The 18,164-nt window shown below is 65.8% G+C and carries 23 protein-coding genes; 11 read left to right on the top strand and 12 right to left on the bottom strand.

What is annotated here, in order from left to right; translation table 11 throughout:
* Positions 1-184: 184 nt before the first annotated feature.
* Together EP007_RS11670 and EP007_RS11665 are read right to left on the bottom strand one after the other, a co-directional pair.
* Positions 185-1,036, bottom strand: a complete 852-nt coding sequence (locus EP007_RS11670) for a hypothetical protein (protein WP_128477823.1) — start codon at positions 1,034-1,036, stop codon at positions 185-187.
* Positions 1,037-1,195: 159 nt separating this feature from the next.
* A complete protein-coding gene (locus EP007_RS11665; RefSeq protein WP_128477822.1) occupies positions 1,196-1,732 on the bottom strand; it encodes a DUF7344 domain-containing protein in 537 nt (178 codons plus the stop codon).
* A 142-nt stretch (positions 1,733-1,874) separates the two neighbouring features.
* Between EP007_RS11665 and EP007_RS11660 the strand changes: the two genes are divergently transcribed.
* Positions 1,875-2,444: a J domain-containing protein gene (locus EP007_RS11660; protein ID WP_128477821.1), complete on the top strand. Its 570-nt coding sequence runs from the start codon at positions 1,875-1,877 to the stop codon at positions 2,442-2,444.
* A 55-nt stretch (positions 2,445-2,499) separates the two neighbouring features.
* On the opposite strand, the gene EP007_RS11655 is transcribed toward EP007_RS11660, so the two are convergent.
* The 3 genes from EP007_RS11655 to EP007_RS11645 all read right to left on the bottom strand — a co-directional run bounded on the left by EP007_RS11655 (position 2,500) and on the right by EP007_RS11645 (position 4,252).
* Positions 2,500-3,285 carry a DUF7839 domain-containing protein gene (locus EP007_RS11655; protein ID WP_128477820.1) on the bottom strand — a complete coding sequence of 262 codons (786 nt, stop codon included), beginning with the start codon at positions 3,283-3,285 and terminating at the stop codon, positions 2,500-2,502.
* 130 nt (positions 3,286-3,415) lie between these two features.
* On the bottom strand, positions 3,416-3,886 hold the full coding sequence (locus EP007_RS11650; protein ID WP_128477819.1) for a hypothetical protein: 471 nt from the start codon (positions 3,884-3,886) through the stop codon (positions 3,416-3,418).
* 168 nt (positions 3,887-4,054) lie between these two features.
* On the bottom strand, positions 4,055-4,252 hold the full coding sequence (locus tag EP007_RS11645; protein WP_128477818.1) for a hypothetical protein: 198 nt from the start codon (positions 4,250-4,252) through the stop codon (positions 4,055-4,057).
* A gap of 268 nt (positions 4,253-4,520) precedes the next feature.
* Between EP007_RS11645 and EP007_RS11640 the strand changes: the two genes are divergently transcribed.
* The gene (locus tag EP007_RS11640; protein WP_128477817.1) at positions 4,521-5,270 is read left to right on the top strand and encodes a metallophosphoesterase; all 750 of its coding nucleotides are present in this window, start codon (positions 4,521-4,523) and stop codon (positions 5,268-5,270) included.
* Between the two features lie 364 nt (positions 5,271-5,634).
* Here the strand turns inward: EP007_RS11640 and EP007_RS11635 are convergent, their stop codons facing one another.
* Entirely contained in the window at positions 5,635-6,900 is a 1,266-nt protein-coding gene (locus EP007_RS11635; RefSeq protein WP_128477816.1) for an NAD(P)/FAD-dependent oxidoreductase, read from the bottom strand.
* A gap of 96 nt (positions 6,901-6,996) precedes the next feature.
* On the opposite strand from EP007_RS11635, the gene EP007_RS11630 reads away from it, so the two are divergent.
* A complete protein-coding gene (locus EP007_RS11630; RefSeq protein ID WP_128477815.1) occupies positions 6,997-7,254 on the top strand; it encodes a DUF5789 family protein in 258 nt (85 codons plus the stop codon).
* 113 nt (positions 7,255-7,367) lie between these two features.
* Complete coding sequence (locus EP007_RS11625; RefSeq protein ID WP_128477814.1) at positions 7,368-7,685, top strand: transcription factor S; 318 nt, start codon at positions 7,368-7,370, stop codon at positions 7,683-7,685.
* A 109-nt stretch (positions 7,686-7,794) separates the two neighbouring features.
* On the opposite strand, the gene EP007_RS11620 is transcribed toward EP007_RS11625, so the two are convergent.
* The 4 genes from EP007_RS11620 to EP007_RS11605 form a co-directional block, all read right to left on the bottom strand.
* A complete protein-coding gene (locus EP007_RS11620) occupies positions 7,795-8,598 on the bottom strand; it encodes a formyltransferase family protein (protein WP_128477813.1) in 804 nt (267 codons plus the stop codon).
* Positions 8,599-8,700: 102 nt separating this feature from the next.
* Positions 8,701-9,438 carry a tRNA (adenine-N1)-methyltransferase gene (locus EP007_RS11615; protein ID WP_128477812.1) on the bottom strand — a complete coding sequence of 246 codons (738 nt, stop codon included), beginning with the start codon at positions 9,436-9,438 and terminating at the stop codon, positions 8,701-8,703.
* Entirely contained in the window at positions 9,435-9,821 is a 387-nt protein-coding gene (locus tag EP007_RS11610) for a nascent polypeptide-associated complex protein (protein WP_128477811.1), read from the bottom strand. The genes EP007_RS11615 and EP007_RS11610 overlap by 4 nt, the downstream gene beginning before the upstream one ends.
* 90 nt (positions 9,822-9,911) lie before the next feature.
* Positions 9,912-10,388: a PUA domain-containing protein gene (locus EP007_RS11605; protein ID WP_128477810.1), complete on the bottom strand. Its 477-nt coding sequence runs from the start codon at positions 10,386-10,388 to the stop codon at positions 9,912-9,914.
* Positions 10,389-10,556: 168 nt separating this feature from the next.
* Here EP007_RS11605 and EP007_RS17525 point away from each other — a divergent pair, with 168 nt between their 5' ends.
* Positions 10,557-10,727: a hypothetical protein gene (locus EP007_RS17525; RefSeq protein ID WP_166035562.1), complete on the top strand. Its 171-nt coding sequence runs from the start codon at positions 10,557-10,559 to the stop codon at positions 10,725-10,727.
* Between the two features lie 27 nt (positions 10,728-10,754).
* On the opposite strand, the gene EP007_RS11600 is transcribed toward EP007_RS17525, so the two are convergent.
* Both EP007_RS11600 and EP007_RS11595 read right to left on the bottom strand, forming a co-directional pair.
* On the bottom strand, positions 10,755-11,252 hold the full coding sequence (locus tag EP007_RS11600) for a LabA-like NYN domain-containing protein (RefSeq protein WP_128477809.1): 498 nt from the start codon (positions 11,250-11,252) through the stop codon (positions 10,755-10,757).
* 87 nt (positions 11,253-11,339) lie between these two features.
* On the bottom strand, positions 11,340-11,981 hold the full coding sequence (locus tag EP007_RS11595) for a metallophosphoesterase family protein (RefSeq protein ID WP_243700373.1): 642 nt from the start codon (positions 11,979-11,981) through the stop codon (positions 11,340-11,342).
* 293 nt (positions 11,982-12,274) lie between these two features.
* On the opposite strand from EP007_RS11595, the gene dapA reads away from it, so the two are divergent.
* From dapA to EP007_RS11565, 6 genes are read left to right on the top strand one after another with little or no spacing between them, the layout of a single operon-like run.
* On the top strand, positions 12,275-13,183 hold the full coding sequence (dapA, locus tag EP007_RS11590) for a 4-hydroxy-tetrahydrodipicolinate synthase (protein ID WP_128477808.1): 909 nt from the start codon (positions 12,275-12,277) through the stop codon (positions 13,181-13,183).
* Positions 13,180-13,998: a 4-hydroxy-tetrahydrodipicolinate reductase gene (gene dapB / locus EP007_RS11585; RefSeq protein ID WP_128477807.1), complete on the top strand. Its 819-nt coding sequence runs from the start codon at positions 13,180-13,182 to the stop codon at positions 13,996-13,998. The genes dapA and dapB overlap by 4 nt, the downstream gene beginning before the upstream one ends.
* Positions 13,995-14,831, top strand: a complete 837-nt coding sequence (locus EP007_RS11580) for a 2,3,4,5-tetrahydropyridine-2,6-dicarboxylate N-succinyltransferase (protein ID WP_128477806.1) — start codon at positions 13,995-13,997, stop codon at positions 14,829-14,831. The genes dapB and EP007_RS11580 overlap by 4 nt, the downstream gene beginning before the upstream one ends.
* On the top strand, positions 14,828-16,087 hold the full coding sequence (gene lysA, locus EP007_RS11575) for a diaminopimelate decarboxylase (protein ID WP_128477805.1): 1,260 nt from the start codon (positions 14,828-14,830) through the stop codon (positions 16,085-16,087). The genes EP007_RS11580 and lysA overlap by 4 nt, the downstream gene beginning before the upstream one ends.
* Positions 16,084-17,007 (top strand): diaminopimelate epimerase, encoded by a 924-nt coding sequence (gene dapF, locus EP007_RS11570; protein ID WP_128477804.1) that lies wholly within the window; start codon positions 16,084-16,086, stop codon positions 17,005-17,007. Before lysA ends, dapF begins: the two co-directional genes overlap by 4 nt.
* A complete protein-coding gene (locus EP007_RS11565) occupies positions 17,004-18,143 on the top strand; it encodes a M20 family metallopeptidase (protein WP_128477803.1) in 1,140 nt (379 codons plus the stop codon). Before dapF ends, EP007_RS11565 begins: the two co-directional genes overlap by 4 nt.
* The last annotated feature ends 21 nt before the right edge of the window (positions 18,144-18,164 follow it).

The raw sequence follows: 18,164 nt of genomic DNA, 5'->3' as shown, positions 1-18,164 counted from the left end.
CGACCGTAACCGTGCCACCCCAGACGGCGACAAGCCTTCGGAGTCGGGACACGACTTCCGTGTTGTCGTCCGTAGTGAGCGTGCGACTACCAATTTGGCCGACCGCGTATCCGAGCGCACAAGCGACTATCGAGGCGAGGAGGTACGATGCGATGACCATGAATAAAATCGGGGACGAAGTGTATTAAATGACTCCGAGTGCAGCGGCGGCCGGGAGCGAGAACGTGATTGTACCGGTACTGATCGCAATGATGATAGCGATTGCGATGAGCGCGGCCGCGACATACAGAAGCCAGTCCCAGAGGCCCTGTTTGTCGGCCCACTCCTCAATGGCAGATAGTGCGGTCTCGAACGCACTTTGGGCAATGGTTGCGACCGACGCGCCTGCCTCGATGATGTCGTCTGGACAGATGACTTTCGCACACTGGTTCAGTTGAGTGCCATCAACAGCTTCCATGCCAGTATAGAGGCACCCGTCCTGCGGGTCAGACCCGACCCAGACGTTCGCACTCCAACTAGCCGACCAGTCGCGGTCCCATTTGAGGTCGAACGACGTGAGAGCGAACGACATGTAGTGAAGGTTCGGGAGTGCCATGGTATCGCAGTCGGGCGACCCATAACTCGGCGTCGCCGAGTCCACACAAATTTTCGACCCGTCTGCACCGAAGTCGGTCCAGTAGCAGATGTCGAACGGAATGTCGGTGGGCGTCACCTGCGTCGAGGGACCGTCGCTGTTGGTAGTCCCGTTGAAGTCCGAGCGCATCTGCGTTTCGAGTTGCTGTTTGACTTTCCGCTTTCGCTCTTGAGGCTCGGCGACATCGGACGTAGAGAAGGGATTGACGGAAATCTGATCAAGGGCGAGGTCCACAATGGAGTCCCAAACACTCTCTATGTCGATGTCGAAGTCGGAGGCGGCGGCCGCATTACCGCTCAGTGCCGGAAAAGCGGATATCCCGGCACCAGCTAAGCCCATTTGTTTCAATAGGCTTCTTTTACTCATGCTATTATACAACATATTTTTATTTTTCTTTTTCATTGCATTATTATTGTTATAGCGAGTGTGTATAAATTGTTTGGCCGAGAAAATATATAATATTTATTTATATTATTTATTCAAAATACTATCTATACGGTCTTGTCAATCGCTTCGTGAAGGAGCTTCGACCGATGGCCTCTCGTACACTGGGGGAACCGACTACTCCAAGACTCGGCGACTTCGCTCGGTGTACCAGTGATAGGTCGCCGACAGTCCAAAGAGAGCAAGGAAATACCATGACCAGAAGCCGACACCGAGTGACGAGACGAACAGCAGGTCCAGTCGGACCGCCAGAAGCGTGACGAGTCCCAACGCGCTCACGCCGAGGTAGTAGGTAGACCACGAGATGTCGTCCTCGGAGACGACCTCCATGTACACCTCGACCTCCTCGGCCCGCTCGCGGAGTTCGAGTCGCTGGTCGCGCTGGTCGTAGTCGATGATTTCGAGGTCGTCGAGTTTCGGGAGATGGGTCTGGTGGAGCGAGACGTAGACGCTCTTGCGTACGTCGCGGGGTGGAGGCGACTCGCCGGTTTCGACCGAGGCGATGTGTTCGGCGAGCGCATCGACGCCAATCGCTCCCTCGGAGTCTCTGAGGTGCTGTATCGCCCGTCGCCGTCGGTCGTTTCGCAGGACGTTGTGTATCTCGCCGGGGTCGAGTTCGTCCTCGCGGTCGGGGTTCTGGTCCTGTACTGTCATTGGCCCAAATATAGATAGCGCCCTGACATACCGTTCGGTCCATCTAAGCGAGCGGACATTAATGTTACCATTGTTTTGGTGGGAAACAATTGGGGCGGTCGGCGAGAGATTCTTTATTCTACGCCCCGTACGCCCTCCCGTGTTGCCCGAATGGTTGGTCGTCGGCCTCTGGTTGTCGGTGGGCATCGGGGTCCTCATCGGTGCCATCTTCGTGGCGGGGTCGCGTCTCTACCCGAATCAATCCCCGAACGCGACTTACACCACGGGTGAGGGCAGACGACGCATCGAGATTCGCCAGTACCTCTCGACTATCGGCGAGGAGTTCGCCGAGGAGCATTTCGTGGCGGGCCAACACGTCGCGTTCTACCTCCCCGAGCGCGATGTGGCCATCACCTTCGACGCGCGGGCCTACTTCCGCATCCAACGGTCGCCGACCTACGCCGTCCTCGTCGAACACGAGATGCCCGGCATGCATTTGGGCGACCGCCTGCCCTTCGAGACGCCCGATATCTCCGAAGAAGAGGACGAGCGCGTTGATCCCACTGAGGCCGCCTTCGCAATTCTGGGCGTGTCCCCCGGAGCGTCGCTCTCGGAGGTCAAGCGCGCCTACCGGCGGAAGGTCAAGGAGGTCCACCCCGACCACGGCGGCGACCGCGAGGAGTTCCAGCAGGTCCGTGAGGCCTACACCGCGGCGAAGAATCGAGTGAGTTAGGAGCCGAGCAGAGAGCAGTCGGAGAGCGAACAGTCAAACGAGGAGAGTCGAGAGGCTACGAACCCAGTTCCGAGACCTCGTAGGTGACGTTCCCGTCCCGGAGCGCGTCGGTGACTCGGCCGACGATGTCGGCGGTGGCGACGACGACCACATCGAGTCCGCGGCCCGCGGCCTCGGCGGCCACCTCGCCAGCGGCGAACGTAGTCGCGTGGTCCACGTCGGCGCGCCGGAGCGCGACCACGGCCTCGACGCCCGTCGCGGCCACGAGGTCGGCTGACTCGCAGGCCTCGGCGAGTGTCCGGGCGTCGGTGGCGGACGCACCACCCGACCGGACCGGTGACACTTGATACACCGTGACCGTACCGGGGTCGAACTCGATGATTCCCTCGAACCCGGTCACGCCCACGTCCGCGCCTGCCTCGGCGTCGGTGGTGGCAACGCCGGTCGCCGGACCCTCCTCGCCGGGCGTCGCGTGGAGCAATCCGCCCCGGAGCGAGAGCGTGACTGCCTCGCCCTCCGACACGTCGTCGGTGGCGATGGCGGCTTCCTCCTGTACGCTTCCGAGGATGTCGTCGGTGACGTGGTCGGCGTACCGGCGCACGTCGGTCGCCTCTTGGAGGAGCCAATCGACGCCCTCCTTGGTGACGCTGTAGCGCGAGCGACCTTCCTTCTCGACCAGTTCGTCCTCGACCAGCGCACGGATGTACTCGCTGACGGCCTGACTCGTCACCCCGACAGCGTCCGCGATTTCGCCCTGACTCACCGCGGGTTGGCGCTCCGCAATCTCCGCGAGGATGCGAAATCGCGTCGCGGCCCGCTTGTTCTCCAAAACGTCGGCCATACCTACCGGTTTCACCACGACGAACATAAATCCCCGGCGGTCGCTTCGTCGGAAGTCTAAAAAGAATCGTCGAAGGAGAGACCATCGGGAACGATGGGGACCGAAAACCGGATGCACCTACTGATAGAGATTATCTGAACCCGTGACAATCGACCGGAAACTGCCAGAACAGGTCGGCGTTGCTCGACTCTCGCCACCCTTGTTCATCGATGATATTTCGTGTCGTCACGCAAAATTCCTCTTTGGTCAGTCGCTCCTTTCGATACAGAAAGTACAGCGGTTCGTTCGGGGGCACTACGTCGAACTCGATTCCGCGCTCGCGGACTCGACGCAAAACCGGACCCAAATCGTCGTCGTAGCCCACGACGGTGTCGAACGTGTCGGGTGTGGTGAAGAGTGCGATACGAATCGACTTCTCGCCGCCGTTGTTTTGATTGTAGGGCGGTGAACCGGGTGCCGGATACAGGGCGATATTCTCCCAATTTTCGTACTCAGAGACGTACTCGTACGCGGTTTTCGCCCCGTTTCGATACGGAAACGGTTTCTCTCGGTTGTCTTTTCCAGATTGAATTTCCTTGTAGCAGTTCGCGGTGACCGTCATCGGAACCGAAGTGAACACTTGTTCGGCGTGCTCACAGTGTCCGAGTGCCGCCAAAGCGTTCGCGTCGAATAATCGTCGAAATACGTGCGACGAACCCATCACTTCGAATCGAATAAATCCACAGTGTAAACTCTACCGAATACTCACTTCGAGAGACGAGTATAGCGACTAAAACACCAGATCGTCTTCGTACTTCTCGTCCCAGTCCGTCTCGTCTACACTCTTTTCCATCAGCGTTCCTGTCACGGTCGCTTCCCAATCGTCGCCAATGACTTGTCTGGCCTCTTCCTCGGTTATCTCGCCGTCTTCGTACTTCCGATACGCTGCCCGCTTGTCCGACGCTGTCGGAGTGTCGTAGACGGCCATCGACTATCTACGTCGGATTAAAATCTTTCAGAATATAAATCTTGGCGTCAAGCTGGCTGTCAGTGGGTGAAAACCGGAGGTCGCGTGTCTCTGACGAACGTTCGCTCGGTGAGCGCCGAGACGGTCGCGTGCGCCCTCCGACCGTCGTCTTCGACACCAACGCCTCGTCGCGGGACTCGCGTTTCTCGACCGCGACGCGGAGCCTTGCTGAGGCGTCCGATTCCGACAATCGGAACCCGGAAGAGCGACCGGACCCAACACCGCGCCGATGGACGCGCAGTTGTGCGACCAGGCGGTCTACCTCCCCGACGAGGACGCCCTCGTCGTCGCCGACCTCCACGTCGGCCGCGACGCCGACTCGGCGCTCGAACTTCCGTTGGGCGAGCGCGCCGACCTGACCGACCGACTGGCCGACCTGCTGGCGAAGTTCTTGCCCGCCGAGGTCGTGGTCGCGGGCGACCTCCTCCACGCCTTCGACCGCGTTCCGGAGGGCGTCGCCGAGACGGTGGCCGCGCTCGGTGAGACCGTCGCGGCCGCAGGCGCAGAACTGGTCGTCGTCCGGGGCAACCACGACGCGATGCTCGACCCGGTACTCGACTCGGTGGCCGACTCGTACCTCGCCGACGAGTCGGCGGACGCCGCAGCGAGCGCCCCCGCGTCCGTGCCGACCGCCGAGGAGTACCGCCTCGGCGACACGCTGGTCGTCCACGGCCACGCCCCACCGGAGGCGTCGGCCGACCGCTACGTCGTCGGCCACGACCACCCGGCCATCGAAATCGAGGGGACGCGCCATCCCTGTCTGCTGTACGGGCCGGGGACCTATCGCGGCGGTGACGTGCTGATGGTGCCAGCGTTCAACCGCCTCGCGCCCGGCGCGACGGTCAACGGGATGTGGGCCGACGACTTCCAGTCGCCGCTGGTTCGGGATGCGGAGGCGCTTCGGCCGGTCGTGTGGGACGCCGAGAGGGGCGAGCAGTTGTCGTTCCCGCCGCTCGGGGAGTTTCGGAAGATGCTTTGAGAGCGTGGCGTGTTCTTTTTCGGAGTTCGTGGTCTGACGAGGTGCGTCTCCGAGACGGGGGTTATTTCGACGGAGAAGCTAGCTACTGCCGACTCCGAGGAGTTACCGCACAGCACTGCCACGACACGCCACCGCACGGCACCGCAACAGCGGACCTCACGCCTCCCCAACCGCCTGCGCTACTCGGCCGTCGGCCTGCGTTGCTCGTCCACCGGGAGACAACCCGCGTCTCCCGAGCCGTGCGCTCACGTTCGTTCGCGCAGACCTCGTGCGGAAAGGCGCGGCGCTCATGAGCGCCGCGCCCGCACGCGCCGGAGTAGTTGGTCAATTTTCGAGCGGAACGTTCGTTCGGACGATTCGCCCGCTACTCCAAGTCAAAATCCTCTGCCACCGCGTTCGCGGCCTTCCGACCGCTCACCATCGCGGCGTTGAGCGACGAGGCGTCGGTGTACTCGCCCGCGAGGTAGACCGGTCCCGCCGGAGCGGCCACATCGGGCAGGCGGCCGTGAACGCCCGGCGGTTGGGCGAACTGCGCGAACTCGACGCGGCTCGTGTGGAGAAGTTCAAGGTCGAGATTTCGCTCGGGGTACCACGCATCGAGCGTCCGGGCAGTCTCGTCCGCGAGGTCCTCCTCGGGGTCGTCGGCCACTCCGAGATACGTCGCGCTCAGGAGGTTACGGTCCTCTGGCGCGTACTCGGGCGCGACGGCCGAAAGCTGTGCGATTTGGTTGGGCGCGTCGGACTCGGCGTTGAGCAAGAGGCGCTTGCCCGCGTCGAGTTCCGGACCGTCGAAGGCGTAATACTGAGTGACACAGCCCTTCGCGTCGGTCGGAATCGACTCGACGCCGGTCAGTTCGCGGGCCTGCTTGGGGTCGGTGGCGACGACCACGGCGTCGGCGCTGGTTGAGTCCCGACCGAGTTCGAGTTTCGGGCTGTGGCCGTTCGCGTCGAGGTCGGTCACGGTCTCGTCGGTCACGACTTCGACGCCCGCCTCGCGGGCGGCCTCGGCCAACTGCTCGCTCACCGCAGCCATCCCGCGGGCCGGGACCGCGATGCGGCCGACCGTCAGCATCTTGAACGTGAACTCGAAGACCTTCTTCGAGGTTTCGAGGCTCCGGTCCAGCGTGATGCCGCCGTAGAACGGCGCGGCGAAGTTATCGAGGAACTGCTCGGAGAAGCCTCGCTCGCGGAGATACTCGCGGGTGGTCGCGTCGCGGCCGCGGAAGATGTCGCGGTCGGACTCGTCGGCGAGTTCCCGGCGGAGTTGGAGAATCTTTAGCTTGTCTCGGAACGTCACGTCCCGATTGAGGACCGTCTCCAGCGCGGCGTCCACGTCCCGGAAAGGGTCCGAGAGCGTCGAACGCTCACCGGGGCGGGCGACGACCGCGCCGGGCTTGAAGTACCGCAGGTCCAGCGCGTCGAGGTCCAACTCCCGCTCAACTGCCGGGTACGCGGTGAAAAGCACCTGAAACCCGCGGTCGAAGACGAATCCGTCGCGGCGGAGCGACCGCACTCGACCACCAAGGTCGTGGTGGCGCTCGTAGAGTCGCACGTCCGCGCCCGCGTCCGCGAGGCGACGCGCCGCGACCAGTCCGGCCAGTCCACCGCCAGCGACGACGACTTCGGTCATAACGAGGGGTTCGGGCGCGCGTCACAAATTTTTGCTGCTCCGAGGCCGCGGGAAACCGCCGACAACACTGAAGGACCGACTCGCCGTAGCGGTCGTATGGCACGGGAAGTCAAACTCAGCCACATCGAATCGGTCCTCGACGACCTGTCGTATCCGGCCACGCGCGAGGCGGCCGCGAGCGAGTTCGAGGACGTGACGGTGCTGCTCGCCGACGGCGAGCGCAACTTGGGGGAGCTAATCGCCGGGACCCCGGCCGAGGAGTTCGACTCGAACGAGGAACTCCAGTCCGAGATTAACAACGTCCTGCCCCGCGAGGCGGTGGGCGAGCCGTACCAGTCGGAGGGCGAGGGATAAGGGAGCGAGGTCGTCGGCACTCCGGCGGAAAAGCCGTCGCCAGTCGTCGGTCAGCGCGCGAGTGAGGCGAAACACGTCGCTTAACTTGCCGGGTCGGTTACGGCGTGACAACAATGGAGTTCTGTGACGAGTGCGGTTCGATGATGAAGGCCGAGGACGAGCTTTGGGTCTGCGGAAGCTGTGGCAACAAGACGCCGAAGGACCCCGAGGCCAGCTACGTCGTGACCGAGGACCAAGAGGCCAGCGAGGTCATCGAGACCAATCAGGGCGACGAGGAGAGCGCGCTCCCGACGACCGAGGCCCACTGCCCGGAGTGTGGCAACGACCGCGCTCGCTGGTACATGCAACAGATTCGCGCGGCCGACGAGAGCGAGACACGCTTCTTTATCTGTACGGAATGTGACCATAAGTGGAGGGAAGACGACAACTAGCGACGTTTTACTGCGCTCGGTCGGCGAGCGCCGTCGGCGCTCGCGGTAGAATCACTTGTGCGCGAGTCTCCGACTCTCTGTGACATGGTTTGTGGAGGTCTTCGCCGCACTACCCGACGACCTGCCGGACCCGGCCCTTGCTTTCTTTGAGAACGTACTTCAGCACGTCGCCGCCCTCCGGAAGCGAGTAGAGATCGCCGAGTTCGTCGGGCGACTCGGGGGCGACGCCCGCGGCGACGTTCCGGATACCCGTCACCAGCACGTCGTCCGAGACGGCGAACAGGCGCTCGCGGACCTCCGCCCACGTTCGAGCGTCAGAGAGGTCCACCGGTTCGTAGGCCGCGATGGACCCGCCGTCGAGCGTCTCGGTGAGTCGCTGGAGGGTCACGCCCGCGGCGTCCTCGCCGTGGAGAAACTCCCAAAAGCCCGAGGGCATCCCGCGGTACTTTCGGATGTCGCCGTGGTGAAAGCTCAGGACGCCGTATTCGGGCGCGTCGAGTACGTCGCCCTTCAGGACGCCAAACCCGAAGCGAATCGCCACGTCGGTCTCGCCGACGACTTCCACCGCGCGGTCGGGGAGGACGTTGCCGAAGTCCGAGGCCGGTTCGGGAGCGACCGCCAGCGTCTCGGGGTCGCCGATTCCGGCGATGTCCGCGACCGCACGCGGTCGCTGGTGAGCGGGTGTGTCGCCGAGTTTGACCGCCGCGCCGACCGGCGTCCAGAGTGGGTACTTCCGGACGCGGTCGAGGTAGTGGTCGAGACCGCCCGCCTTGCCACCGGTCGATTCGGTACACTCGACGACCGTCGTCACCTCGGCGTCGGTCCGCGCGAGCATCGTCTCGACCGCGCGGGCCTGCCACGCCGGAACGTCGGGACCGCGAACCAGAAGCGCGACCGATAGTGTCTCGGACATGCGTCGTCCGCCAGAAGGGCGACCGTTGGCTTTGTTATGCGCCGACTGCGCGCGCCAACGTCGAGTCTATCCAAAAACAGGGTGCGATTGAGCGCCGGTCGGTCAGGGTCGCCGCGCGAACGTCAAGTAGCCCGTGTGGCCGACGCCCGCCGTCGAGGGTCTCGACCCTCGGTCGTCGAAGTCCATCCGACGCTGAATGGTCTCGAACGTCTCCACGTCCGAAAGCCCGACCTCGCGGGCCGCCTGTACGGTCTCGCGGGTCTGCTCGACGAACGGGGAGTAGACCGCGACGTAGCCGCCCCGAACCAGCACGTCTGGCGCGCGAGCGACGATTTCGGGCGCGTCCTCCGTGTCGAGGGTCAGCACGTCGAACCCGGTGAGGTCCGCGTCGCTCTCGCCGTCCAACTCCGCGGTCAGGTCGCCAGCGCGCACGTCAACCGAATCGGCCACGTCGGCCAGTTCCATGTTCTCGCGGGCAGTTACGGCGAAGTCGGCGTCGCGCTCGTAGGTGGTCACGTTCGCGCCCATCCGGCCGAGATACGCCGAGAGAACGCCGGTTCCGGTTCCGGCGTCCAGCACGCGGTCGCCCGCCGCGACGCCGGTATGGCCCACGATGAGACCCACGTCACGGGGCATCATCGGCGCGCCGGTGCGCTCGAAGTGGTTGAACAGGTCGGGACCGCGCAACCCGCGGACCTCGAACGGTTCGCCCAGATGGGTCTCCAGCGTTTGGCCCGGTTCGGCGTCCTCGGGAACGTCGAGGACGCCGAGGTCGGTCTGGAGTTCCTCGCCGGGTTCCCGCAGATACTCGCGGTCGCCGTGAACCAGCAGAACGGTCACTGTAGCCGCTCGACCGCGGCCGCGAGGTCGCCGTCGGTGGCTTCGAGTGCCTCGCGCGCGTCGTCTTCGTTGGCTCCGGCCTGCTGGGCGACGATTTCCACGTCCTCGTCGGGGATACCCGAACTCCCGCCGCTCTCGTCGCCGGATTCGACCGCGCTGGTCTCGTCCGCGCCGCGAGTCTCGGGTTCGCCGACGACCTGATAGGTCTCCTGACCGCGGGCGTCCATAATCGTGATTTCTGGGTTGTCGAACACGAGTTGCTCGCCATCGCTCTTCGTGATGACGACTTCCTCGGCGTCGAGTTCGTCAACGTCGATACCCATCTGCTTCATCATCTGCTGCATCTTACGAGGGTCGAGACCCCCGCCGCCTCCTCCGAACATACTCGGTTCGTCGGAGCGTGAAGAAATAAGGTTGGCGGACCGCCACCGAGGGCGACCGGGTCGGGAGCAAAGCAGGTGCCCGACTCGGAACTACTCGTCTGCGGCCTCGCGGACCATCACGGCCATCCCGGTGTCGAAATCGGCCATCGCGTCGGCCGAGAGTTCGGCCCGACCCACGGCGAGGACCGACCCCTCTTCGTGGACGATTGCGACCTCGTCGCCGGGCCGAATCTCCGGGCCGACTGCGCCGACAAACTTTGCGAAGACGTTCTTGCCGTCCCGGACGAACGGTTCGCTCTCGTCGCCGACGACGACCCGGCCCGCCGGGGCGTCGAGTGCGGCGGCGACCCGGCGACCGCCCTCCAGTCCGAGGGTGAACCGGCCGTCGGTGCCGTAGGTCACGAGTCGCCCGGCGTCGGCGATGACCTGCTGGGGTCGCCCCGACGAGGAACGCTTGATTTCGAGGTCTTCGTCGTCGGGAAACAGCGCCGCGCCGACGCCCGCCCCGAACTGGTAGTCGGCGGTCGTCCGGAGTCGCGGGAGGTCGTCGGTCTCGCTCGTACTCATTGGCCGCGAGTTGGCGCGGCGCGGCGAAAAGGCTTCGTTCTCGTCGTCCCAAGTGTGAGGTTCGGTAACTCGAACCGAGTTACCGAGAAACAATTTAACTATTTATTGTTCAGTTTATCGGCGGTTACGGTTTGATTTATATCCTTGGAGCAACTACCCGCGCTTACGATGAAAGCAAACCTCGGTCTCGCACTCGTCGTCTTGGCTGGCGCAGTCGTCTTCGCAATCGCCACCATCCAGACGTTCCCGACATACCTCCTCTCGGCCGTCGCGGTGCTGGTCATGGCGGCAGGCGCGCTCCTCAGTGGCACCGCCAACGAGGACGGACGCCCCGTCTGAGACGGCGAACGCGGCGAGACTCGTTTTTCAGAGTAAGAATGTGTCCGGTCGTTCGGACATATCGACGAAGGCGTCGGCGGCCTCGATGAGTTCTTCGGAAGTCGATTCGGCGAAACTCGTGACCTCCGTGCGCACGCCCTCGTGACGGAGGTGCGAGCAGAGCCGCGAGAAGTCGCCGTCGCCGGTACAGAGGATGACGGTATCGACGTGGTTGGCGAGCGTCACCGCGTCCAGACTCATGCCCACGTCCCAGTCGGCCTTCTTCGACCCGTCGCCGAACGTCTTGAGTTCCTTTATTTTCGTCTCGAAGCCGATGTCCCCGAGCGCCTCGAAGAACCGTTCCTCGTCGGGGCTGTCGGCCTGAATCACGTAGGCGATAGCGCGAGTCAGCTCGCGGTCCTGTACGGATTTTTCGAGGAGCGCGGAGTAGTCGATGTTTCGGCTGTAGACGCTTTGGGCGGTGTGATAGAGGTTTTGAGCGTCCGCAAGAACGGCGACCCGCTGGTGCGGGTGAATTTCGGTCATAGAGGATGTTTGGTACCCCCTGCGGTATAAAGTTCCGCCACGGCCGCTCGCCGACGACCCATCGTCCAATTCCTAATTTTCAGTTTTTCACGACGGCGGCGTCGGGTGCGAGGTCAGTTCCAGCGTCGCAGGGTCGAGTTCGTAGTACCGCTTGTCCACCGACGCGATACCGACGACTCGCGTGTCGCCGTACGTCGTCTCGGCGTGTTCGTGGTGGTGGCCGACCAGACAGAGGCGCGGTTCGACCGCCTCTATCAGTTCGTCGATGTACTCACAGCCGACCTCGTAGGACTCCGAGACCGGCAGGCCGTGGGGCGCTTCGTGGGTGAGCAACACGTCCACGTCGTCTAACTGCTTGACCGCCTCCACATCCTCGCGGACGAAGTGGCGGCGGCGCTCGCCCTGTAGGTTCGGCCGCGGGCGTTCGTACTGAGTCGGTGCGTAGTTGCCGGACAGGCCCGCCACGCGCAGGCCGTCGATTTCGACCGCCTCGTCCGCTATCAGGAAGGCGTTCGTCACGTCGGAACTCTCGACGCGGCCGTGTCGGAGCGCGTCGATGATGTCAAACTCCTCGTTGTTACCGGCGATGAAGTAGGTCGGAATCGGCAGGTCGTAGTAGAGTAGGTCGCCCAACTGCAGCGCAACGTCCGCGTCGGTCTCCCGATAGGCGGCGAACAGCGCGCGCCGATTGTCGGGATCGTCGGCGTGGGCGTCTCCGAGAACGAGCATTAACCGTCCGTTCGGCCCTGGGAAGGATAAAACCCACTCTCGGGCGTTGGGGTCGGCAGGTGTCGCCCCCGACGCAAGCGTTAAGTCCTCGGCGAAAAGTGAAACGGGTATGCACTCCGACGCCGCCGCGGCCATTTTCGCGTCCTCGGCCAGCGTCGGGTCGGTCGGTTTTTCGGGTCTGAAACGCACAAAACGCGGTTACTGACAGGTCTTCGGCGGTGTGGCACCCCGTCGCGGGCCGTACTCGTTCTGTCGCACCGACCAGCTATCAGCGTTCCAGTCCCAGACACCACATGACACACACCGACGAACCTTTCGGCGGGGTCTACCCGGCGATGACGACCCCCTTCGCCAGCGACGACAGTATCGACTTCGAACAACTCCGAGCGGACGCGCGACGACTCGCGGACGCGGGCGTAGACGGCTTGCTGGCGGTCGGTTCGACCGGCGAGAGCGCGACCCTGAGCCACGACGAACACGTCGAGGTCGTGGACGCCGTCACCGACGCCGTGGACGTGCCGGTCATCGCGGGGGCCGGGAGCAACAACACCCGCGAAGCCCTCGAACTCTCCCGACGCTCGGCCGACGCCGGGACCGACGCCTTGCTTCTCATCTCGCCGTACTACAACAAGCCCGAACCCGAGGGGATGGAACACCACTACCGAACTATCGCCGACGAGGTTGACGTGCCCCAAATCGTCTACAACGTCCCCTCCCGCACGGGGAGAAATATCGCCGTCGAGACCGCGGTCTCGCTCGCGGACCACGAGAACATCCGGGGGTACAAGGCCGCCAGCGGCGACCTGAACCGAATCGGCGAGGTTATCGAACGGACGCGCGACGAGGAGTTTGCGGTCCTCTCGGGCGACGACTTCCTCACGCTCCCGATGCTCTCGCTCGGCGCGACGGGCACCATCAGCGTCTCGGCGAACGTCGAACCCGAGCGCACTGCGGCGCTGGTCGAGGCCGCCCGCTCGGGCGAGTTCGCCGAGGCCCGCGAGATTCACGAGGAACTCGCGCCGCTCGTCCGCGCGCTGTTCTCGGAGACCAACCCCATCCCGGTCAAGGAGGCGATGGAGATTCGCGGCTACGGCCCGGCCCGCCTCCGCTCGCCGCTGACCCGACTCTCCGAGGCGAACCGCGCAGAACTTGCAGGTATCCTCGAAGAATTATCAGGAGAACCGACTGGGGTACACCAATGAGCGCGGGCGACGACGAAGAACCGACGGCCGTCTCGGTTGCGGTCACGGGCGCGACCGGCGAGATGGGTCAGGCGGTCCTCGACGCCGCCAGCGCCCGCGAGGACGCGTCGGTGGCGTTCGCGGTCAACCGCGACCCCGCGGACGAGGAGTCCGCGAGCGGCGTCCCCGTCGAACCCGCCAGCGAGTTCGACCGACTGCTCGCCAACCACGACCCCGACGCAGTTATCGACTTCACCGGACCCGCGAGCAGTCGGAACTACGTCGCCGCCGCCGCGGAGGCCGGAATCGCCAGCGTCGTCGGCACGACCGGGTTCGACGACGAGGGCGAGCGGGCGCTCCGCGAACGCGCGGAGTACGCGCCCGTCCTGAAGGCCTCGAACTTCGGCCGGGGTGTGCAGGCGTTGCTCTCGGCCGTCGAGTCGGCGGTGGCCGACCTGCCGGGCTACGACGTGGAAGTGACCGAGACTCATCACAACCGGAAGCGAGACGCCCCGAGCGGCACCGCGAAGACGATTTTGGAGACCGTCGAGGACGCCAGAGCGGCAGGTGGCGAAGAGTCCGGCCCGCGCGTCCACGGCCGCGAGGGCGAGGCACCCCGCGAGGCGGGCGAAATCGGCGTCCACGCGCGCCGGGCGGGGACCATCACGGGCGAACACGAGGTCCTGCTCGCTGGCAATCACGAGGAGGTCCGACTCACCCACCGCGCGGAGGACCGCGGCGTCTTCGCCGAGGGAGCCTTGGACGCGGCAGTCTGGCTCGCGGGCCGAGAGCCGGGGTGGTACGATTTCGCGGACGTAGTGGAGGGAGACGCATGAGCTTGGAATCCGACGTAGGCGACCTGTGGCATCGATACGACGACGGCGCGCTCACCGCGGCCGACGCGGGCGAGGAGGAGTACGCCGTCCTCGAAGCGTTCCTCGACGCGCTCGAAACCGGGGAGGTCCGGGCCGCCGAACCCGACGGCGACGGCGAGTGGCACTCTAACGAGTGGGTCAAGCAGGGCATCCTGCTGAACTTCGGCCTGCGCGACATCGCGGGCCGCGAGTACGGCGACGTGACTTACCACGACGTGCTTCCCCTGCGCGAGACCGGGGACCTGCCCGACCGGGGGACCCGCAACACGCCCGACGGGACCGTCCTCCGTCGGGGGTCGTACGTCGGGTCCGACGCCATCCTGATGAGTCCGAGTTTCGTGAACATCGGCGCGTACGTCGGCGACGGAACGCTCGTGGACTCCTGTGACACCGTGGGGTCGTGCGCCCAAATCGGCGCGGACGTGAAGTTGGGCGCGAACACCCTCATCGGCGGCGTGCTGGAACCCGTCGAAGACGCGCCGGTCGTGGTCGAGGACGGCGCGTCGCTCGGCGCGGGGTGCCGAGTCACCTCGGGATTCGTCGTGGGCGAGAACTCGGTGGTCGCGGAAAACACCCTTCTCACGCCCCGAATCCCGGTGTACGACCTCGTGGAGGACGAAATCCTCTACGGTCGTCTCCCGCCCGAGCGCCGGGCGTTCGCGCGCTTCGTGGAGTCGTCGGTCGGCGACCACGACCTGTTCGACGGCGGGGCGTACAAGCCCGCGGTCGTGGCGATGGACCTCGAAGAGACCACGATGGAGGGCGTCGAGCGCGAGGAGGCCCTGCGAGAATGAGCGCCGCGACGGGGTCGAATCCGGCGGTCCGACGACTCGCCGACTGGCCCGCCGAGCGCCTGCGCGACCTCGCTGAGGAATACGGCACGCCCCTCTACGTCTTCGACATCGAGCGCACCCGCGAGAACTACCGCCGGATGGCCGAGGCGTTCCCCGAGACCGAAATCTACTACGCCGCGAAGGCCAACACCGCTCGGCCGGTCCTGCGCGCCCTCGCCGACGAGGGCGCGGGCGTCGAGTGCGCCTCTGCGGGCGAGTTGGCGCGGGTATTAGACGCTGGCGTTCCGGGCGAGCGCGTCCACTACACCGCGGTCAACCCGCCCGCTCGGGACCTCGACGTGGCAGTCCGACTCGCCGACGAGTATCCCGGCGTGACCATCACCGCGGGCGCGGCCGACACCCTCGACCGACTCGCCGAGCGCGGGTACGACGGCCGAATCTGTCTGCGGGTCAACCCCGGCGTCGGCGCGGGCCACCACGAAAAGGTCTCGACCGGTGGGGACGCGAAGTTCGGCGTCCCCGCCGAGCGCGCGGCCGACCTCCTCGAAGACGCCGCCGAGTCGTTCGAGGCCGTCGGCATCCACGCCCACGCCGGAAGCGGCATCTCGGGCGAGGACCTTTCGGCCCACCGGGAACTCGTCGGTCGAATGGGTGAACTGGCCCGCGAGGTCGAAGGCCGGGGAATCGACATCGAGTTCGTGGACGTGGGCGGCGGGTTCGGCGTTCCCTACGCGCCCAAGGAGGACCCGCTCGACTTGGAAGCGGTCGCCGAGGCGACCCGCGAGGCCCTCGGCGACGTGGATGCGGCGCTCGCGGTCGAACCCGGCCGATACCTCGTCGCCGACGCGGGCGTCCTGCTAACCGAAGTCAACACGGTCAAGGAGGTTCCGGGGGGCGCAGTGGTCGGCGTCGGCGCGGGGATGACCACCCTCGCGCGGCCCGCCATCTACGACGCCCATCACGAGATTCGGAATCTCGCCCCAGACGCCGCCGAACGCCCGGAGCGCGAGGTAACGGTCGCCGGGCCGGTCTGCGAGAGCGGCGACTCGCTGGGCGAGCATCGACTCCCCGACCCCGAGCGCGGCGACCTGCTCGCGGTCGGCAACGCAGGGGCCTACGGCTACGAGATGGCGAGCCAGTACAACTCCCGTCCCCGCCCGGCGTCGGTCGTCCTGGACGGCGACGACGCCCGAGTGGCGCGGCGACGCGAAACGATTGCGGACGTGACGGCGGTCGAACCGGAGGAGAACGTATGAGCATCGAATTCGAGAAGTTTCACGGCACCGGCAACGATTTCGTAGTAGTAGACGCGGACGAGTACGTCCCCGACCGGGGCGCGTTCGCCCGCGAAGTGTGTGACCGACGCGACGGCGTGCGTCTCACAGACGGCGGCGCGGCCGCCGAGCAGGGGAAAAGTTCGGAGTCGGTCGGTGCCGACGGCACGCTGTTTCTGGCGCTCGAACCCAATTTCTCGCCGCCGCGGGCGGTGATGACGCTGGTCCAACCCGACGGTTCGACCGCGGCGATGTGCGGCAACGGCGCGCGCTGTGCCGCGAAGTGGGCCGCCGAGCGAACCGGTGCCGACACCGTGATGCTCGACACGCAGGCCGGGACGCGCCGGGCCGAAATCGCGGACGACGAGGTGACCATCGAGATGGGCGCGCCGTCGTTCGCGCCCGAAGAGGTTCCTCTCGCGGCCGACCGCGAGGAGCCGCTACTGGAGGAGACCATCGAGGGCGTCGAACTGACCGCGGTGAACACCGGCGTCCCCCACGGCGTCGCGTTCGTCGAAGACGTGGACGAGGTGGCCCTCGACGCGGTGGCCCCGGCGGTTCGCCGCGCCGACGTGTTCCCGGATGGCGCGAACGTCACGTTCGCATCCCGTCGAGACGAGGGCGACAGCGCGGAGACGGCGACCTTCGACCAGCGGACCTACGAGCGCGGCGTCGAGGGAGAGACCCGCGCCTGCGGCACCGGCGCGGTCGCAATCGCGGCGGTCGCGCGACGACTGGGCGAGGTCGAGGAAGACGCCGAGTCCGTCGCGGTCTTCCCGCCGGGCGGTCGCCTCGGCGTGGCGTTCGACGGCGAGCGCGCCAGTCTGACTGGTCCCGCCGAACGCGAGTTCGAGGGCGAGATTGCTTCCACGCCGGAACCGCGGCGACTCTCGGAAGCATGAGTTTCGACTCAGTCGAGTTCCTCGAAGCGGCGGTGCAAACGCCCTCTCACGAGGACGTGACCAAGATGCGGAAGTTGCTGGTCTCAACGCTCGAATCAGCGGACGCAGACCCCGAGGTTCGGGTCTCGGTGGACGACGCCGGAAACATGGTCGCGGTCAGAGACTCCGGGCGCGACGGTCCCCACGTCGTCCTCAACACCCACATCGACACCGTGCCGCCCCACGTCGAGTTCTCCCGAGACGACGGCGTGATTCGCGGTCGGGGGTCCTGCGACGCGAAGGGACCGCTGGCGGCGATACTCGCGGCGTTCCTCGGTGCGGAAGTCGAGCGCGGGCGGGTGACGCTTGCCGTCACGCCCGACGAGGAGACGAACTCGACCGGCGCGGCCGCCCTCGATTTCGACCCCGAACCCGACGCCGTCATCGTTGGCGAACCGACCGAACTCGACGTGTGCAACGCGGCCAAGGGGCGGTTTCAGGCGACGGTCACGGTCCGGGGCGCGAACGCTCACGCCGCGGAACCGGAGTCCGGAGTCAACGCGGTTCGCGCGGCGGGCGACCTGCTGAGCGAGGCGTCGGAGACGCCTCGAACGAGCGGTGAAGCCGCGAGCGGGGCGCTCGACACCTTCGACGACCGGGAAGACCGCCCGGACGCGAGCGACGCGCTGGGCGACTCAACGCTGACGCCGACGACCATCGAGGGCGGTACCGCGACGAATCAGGTGCCCGCCGAGTGTTCGTTCGTCGTGGACCGTCGGAGCGTGCCCCCGGAGACCGCCGAGGGGTTCCGCGAGGCGCTGGAAACGCACCTCCGGGCGCATGCGCCGGAGGCCGTCGGCGTCGAGGTGGCGCTCGCGGAGCGCGACACGCCGTTTCTGGCGGCGTTCGAGACGCCCGCGGAGGGCGAACTGGCGGCGACGCTCCGAGAGACCAGCGGCGGGAACGTCCGGCCGTTCGGTGCCGCGACGGAGGCATCCTACTTCGCACAGGTCGCGCCGACGGTCGTGTTCGGTCCGGGGTCGCTGGCCGACGACGAGGGCGCGGTGGCCCACGCGCCCCGCGAGTACGTCCGGGTCGCCGAGGTCGAACGCGCGGGCGAGGCTATCGAGGAGACGCTGGCGGCGCTGTTGACGTGACCGACCGCGGTGGCCGCGCGA

Origin of the sequence: Halorussus pelagicus, from assembly GCF_004087835.1 — an archaeon.
In the GTDB taxonomy this organism is placed as follows: domain Archaea; phylum Halobacteriota; class Halobacteria; order Halobacteriales; family Haladaptataceae; genus Halorussus; species Halorussus pelagicus.
The sequence above is the reverse complement of the archived record's forward strand: the minus strand, read 5'-3'. Positions and strand labels throughout refer to the sequence as shown.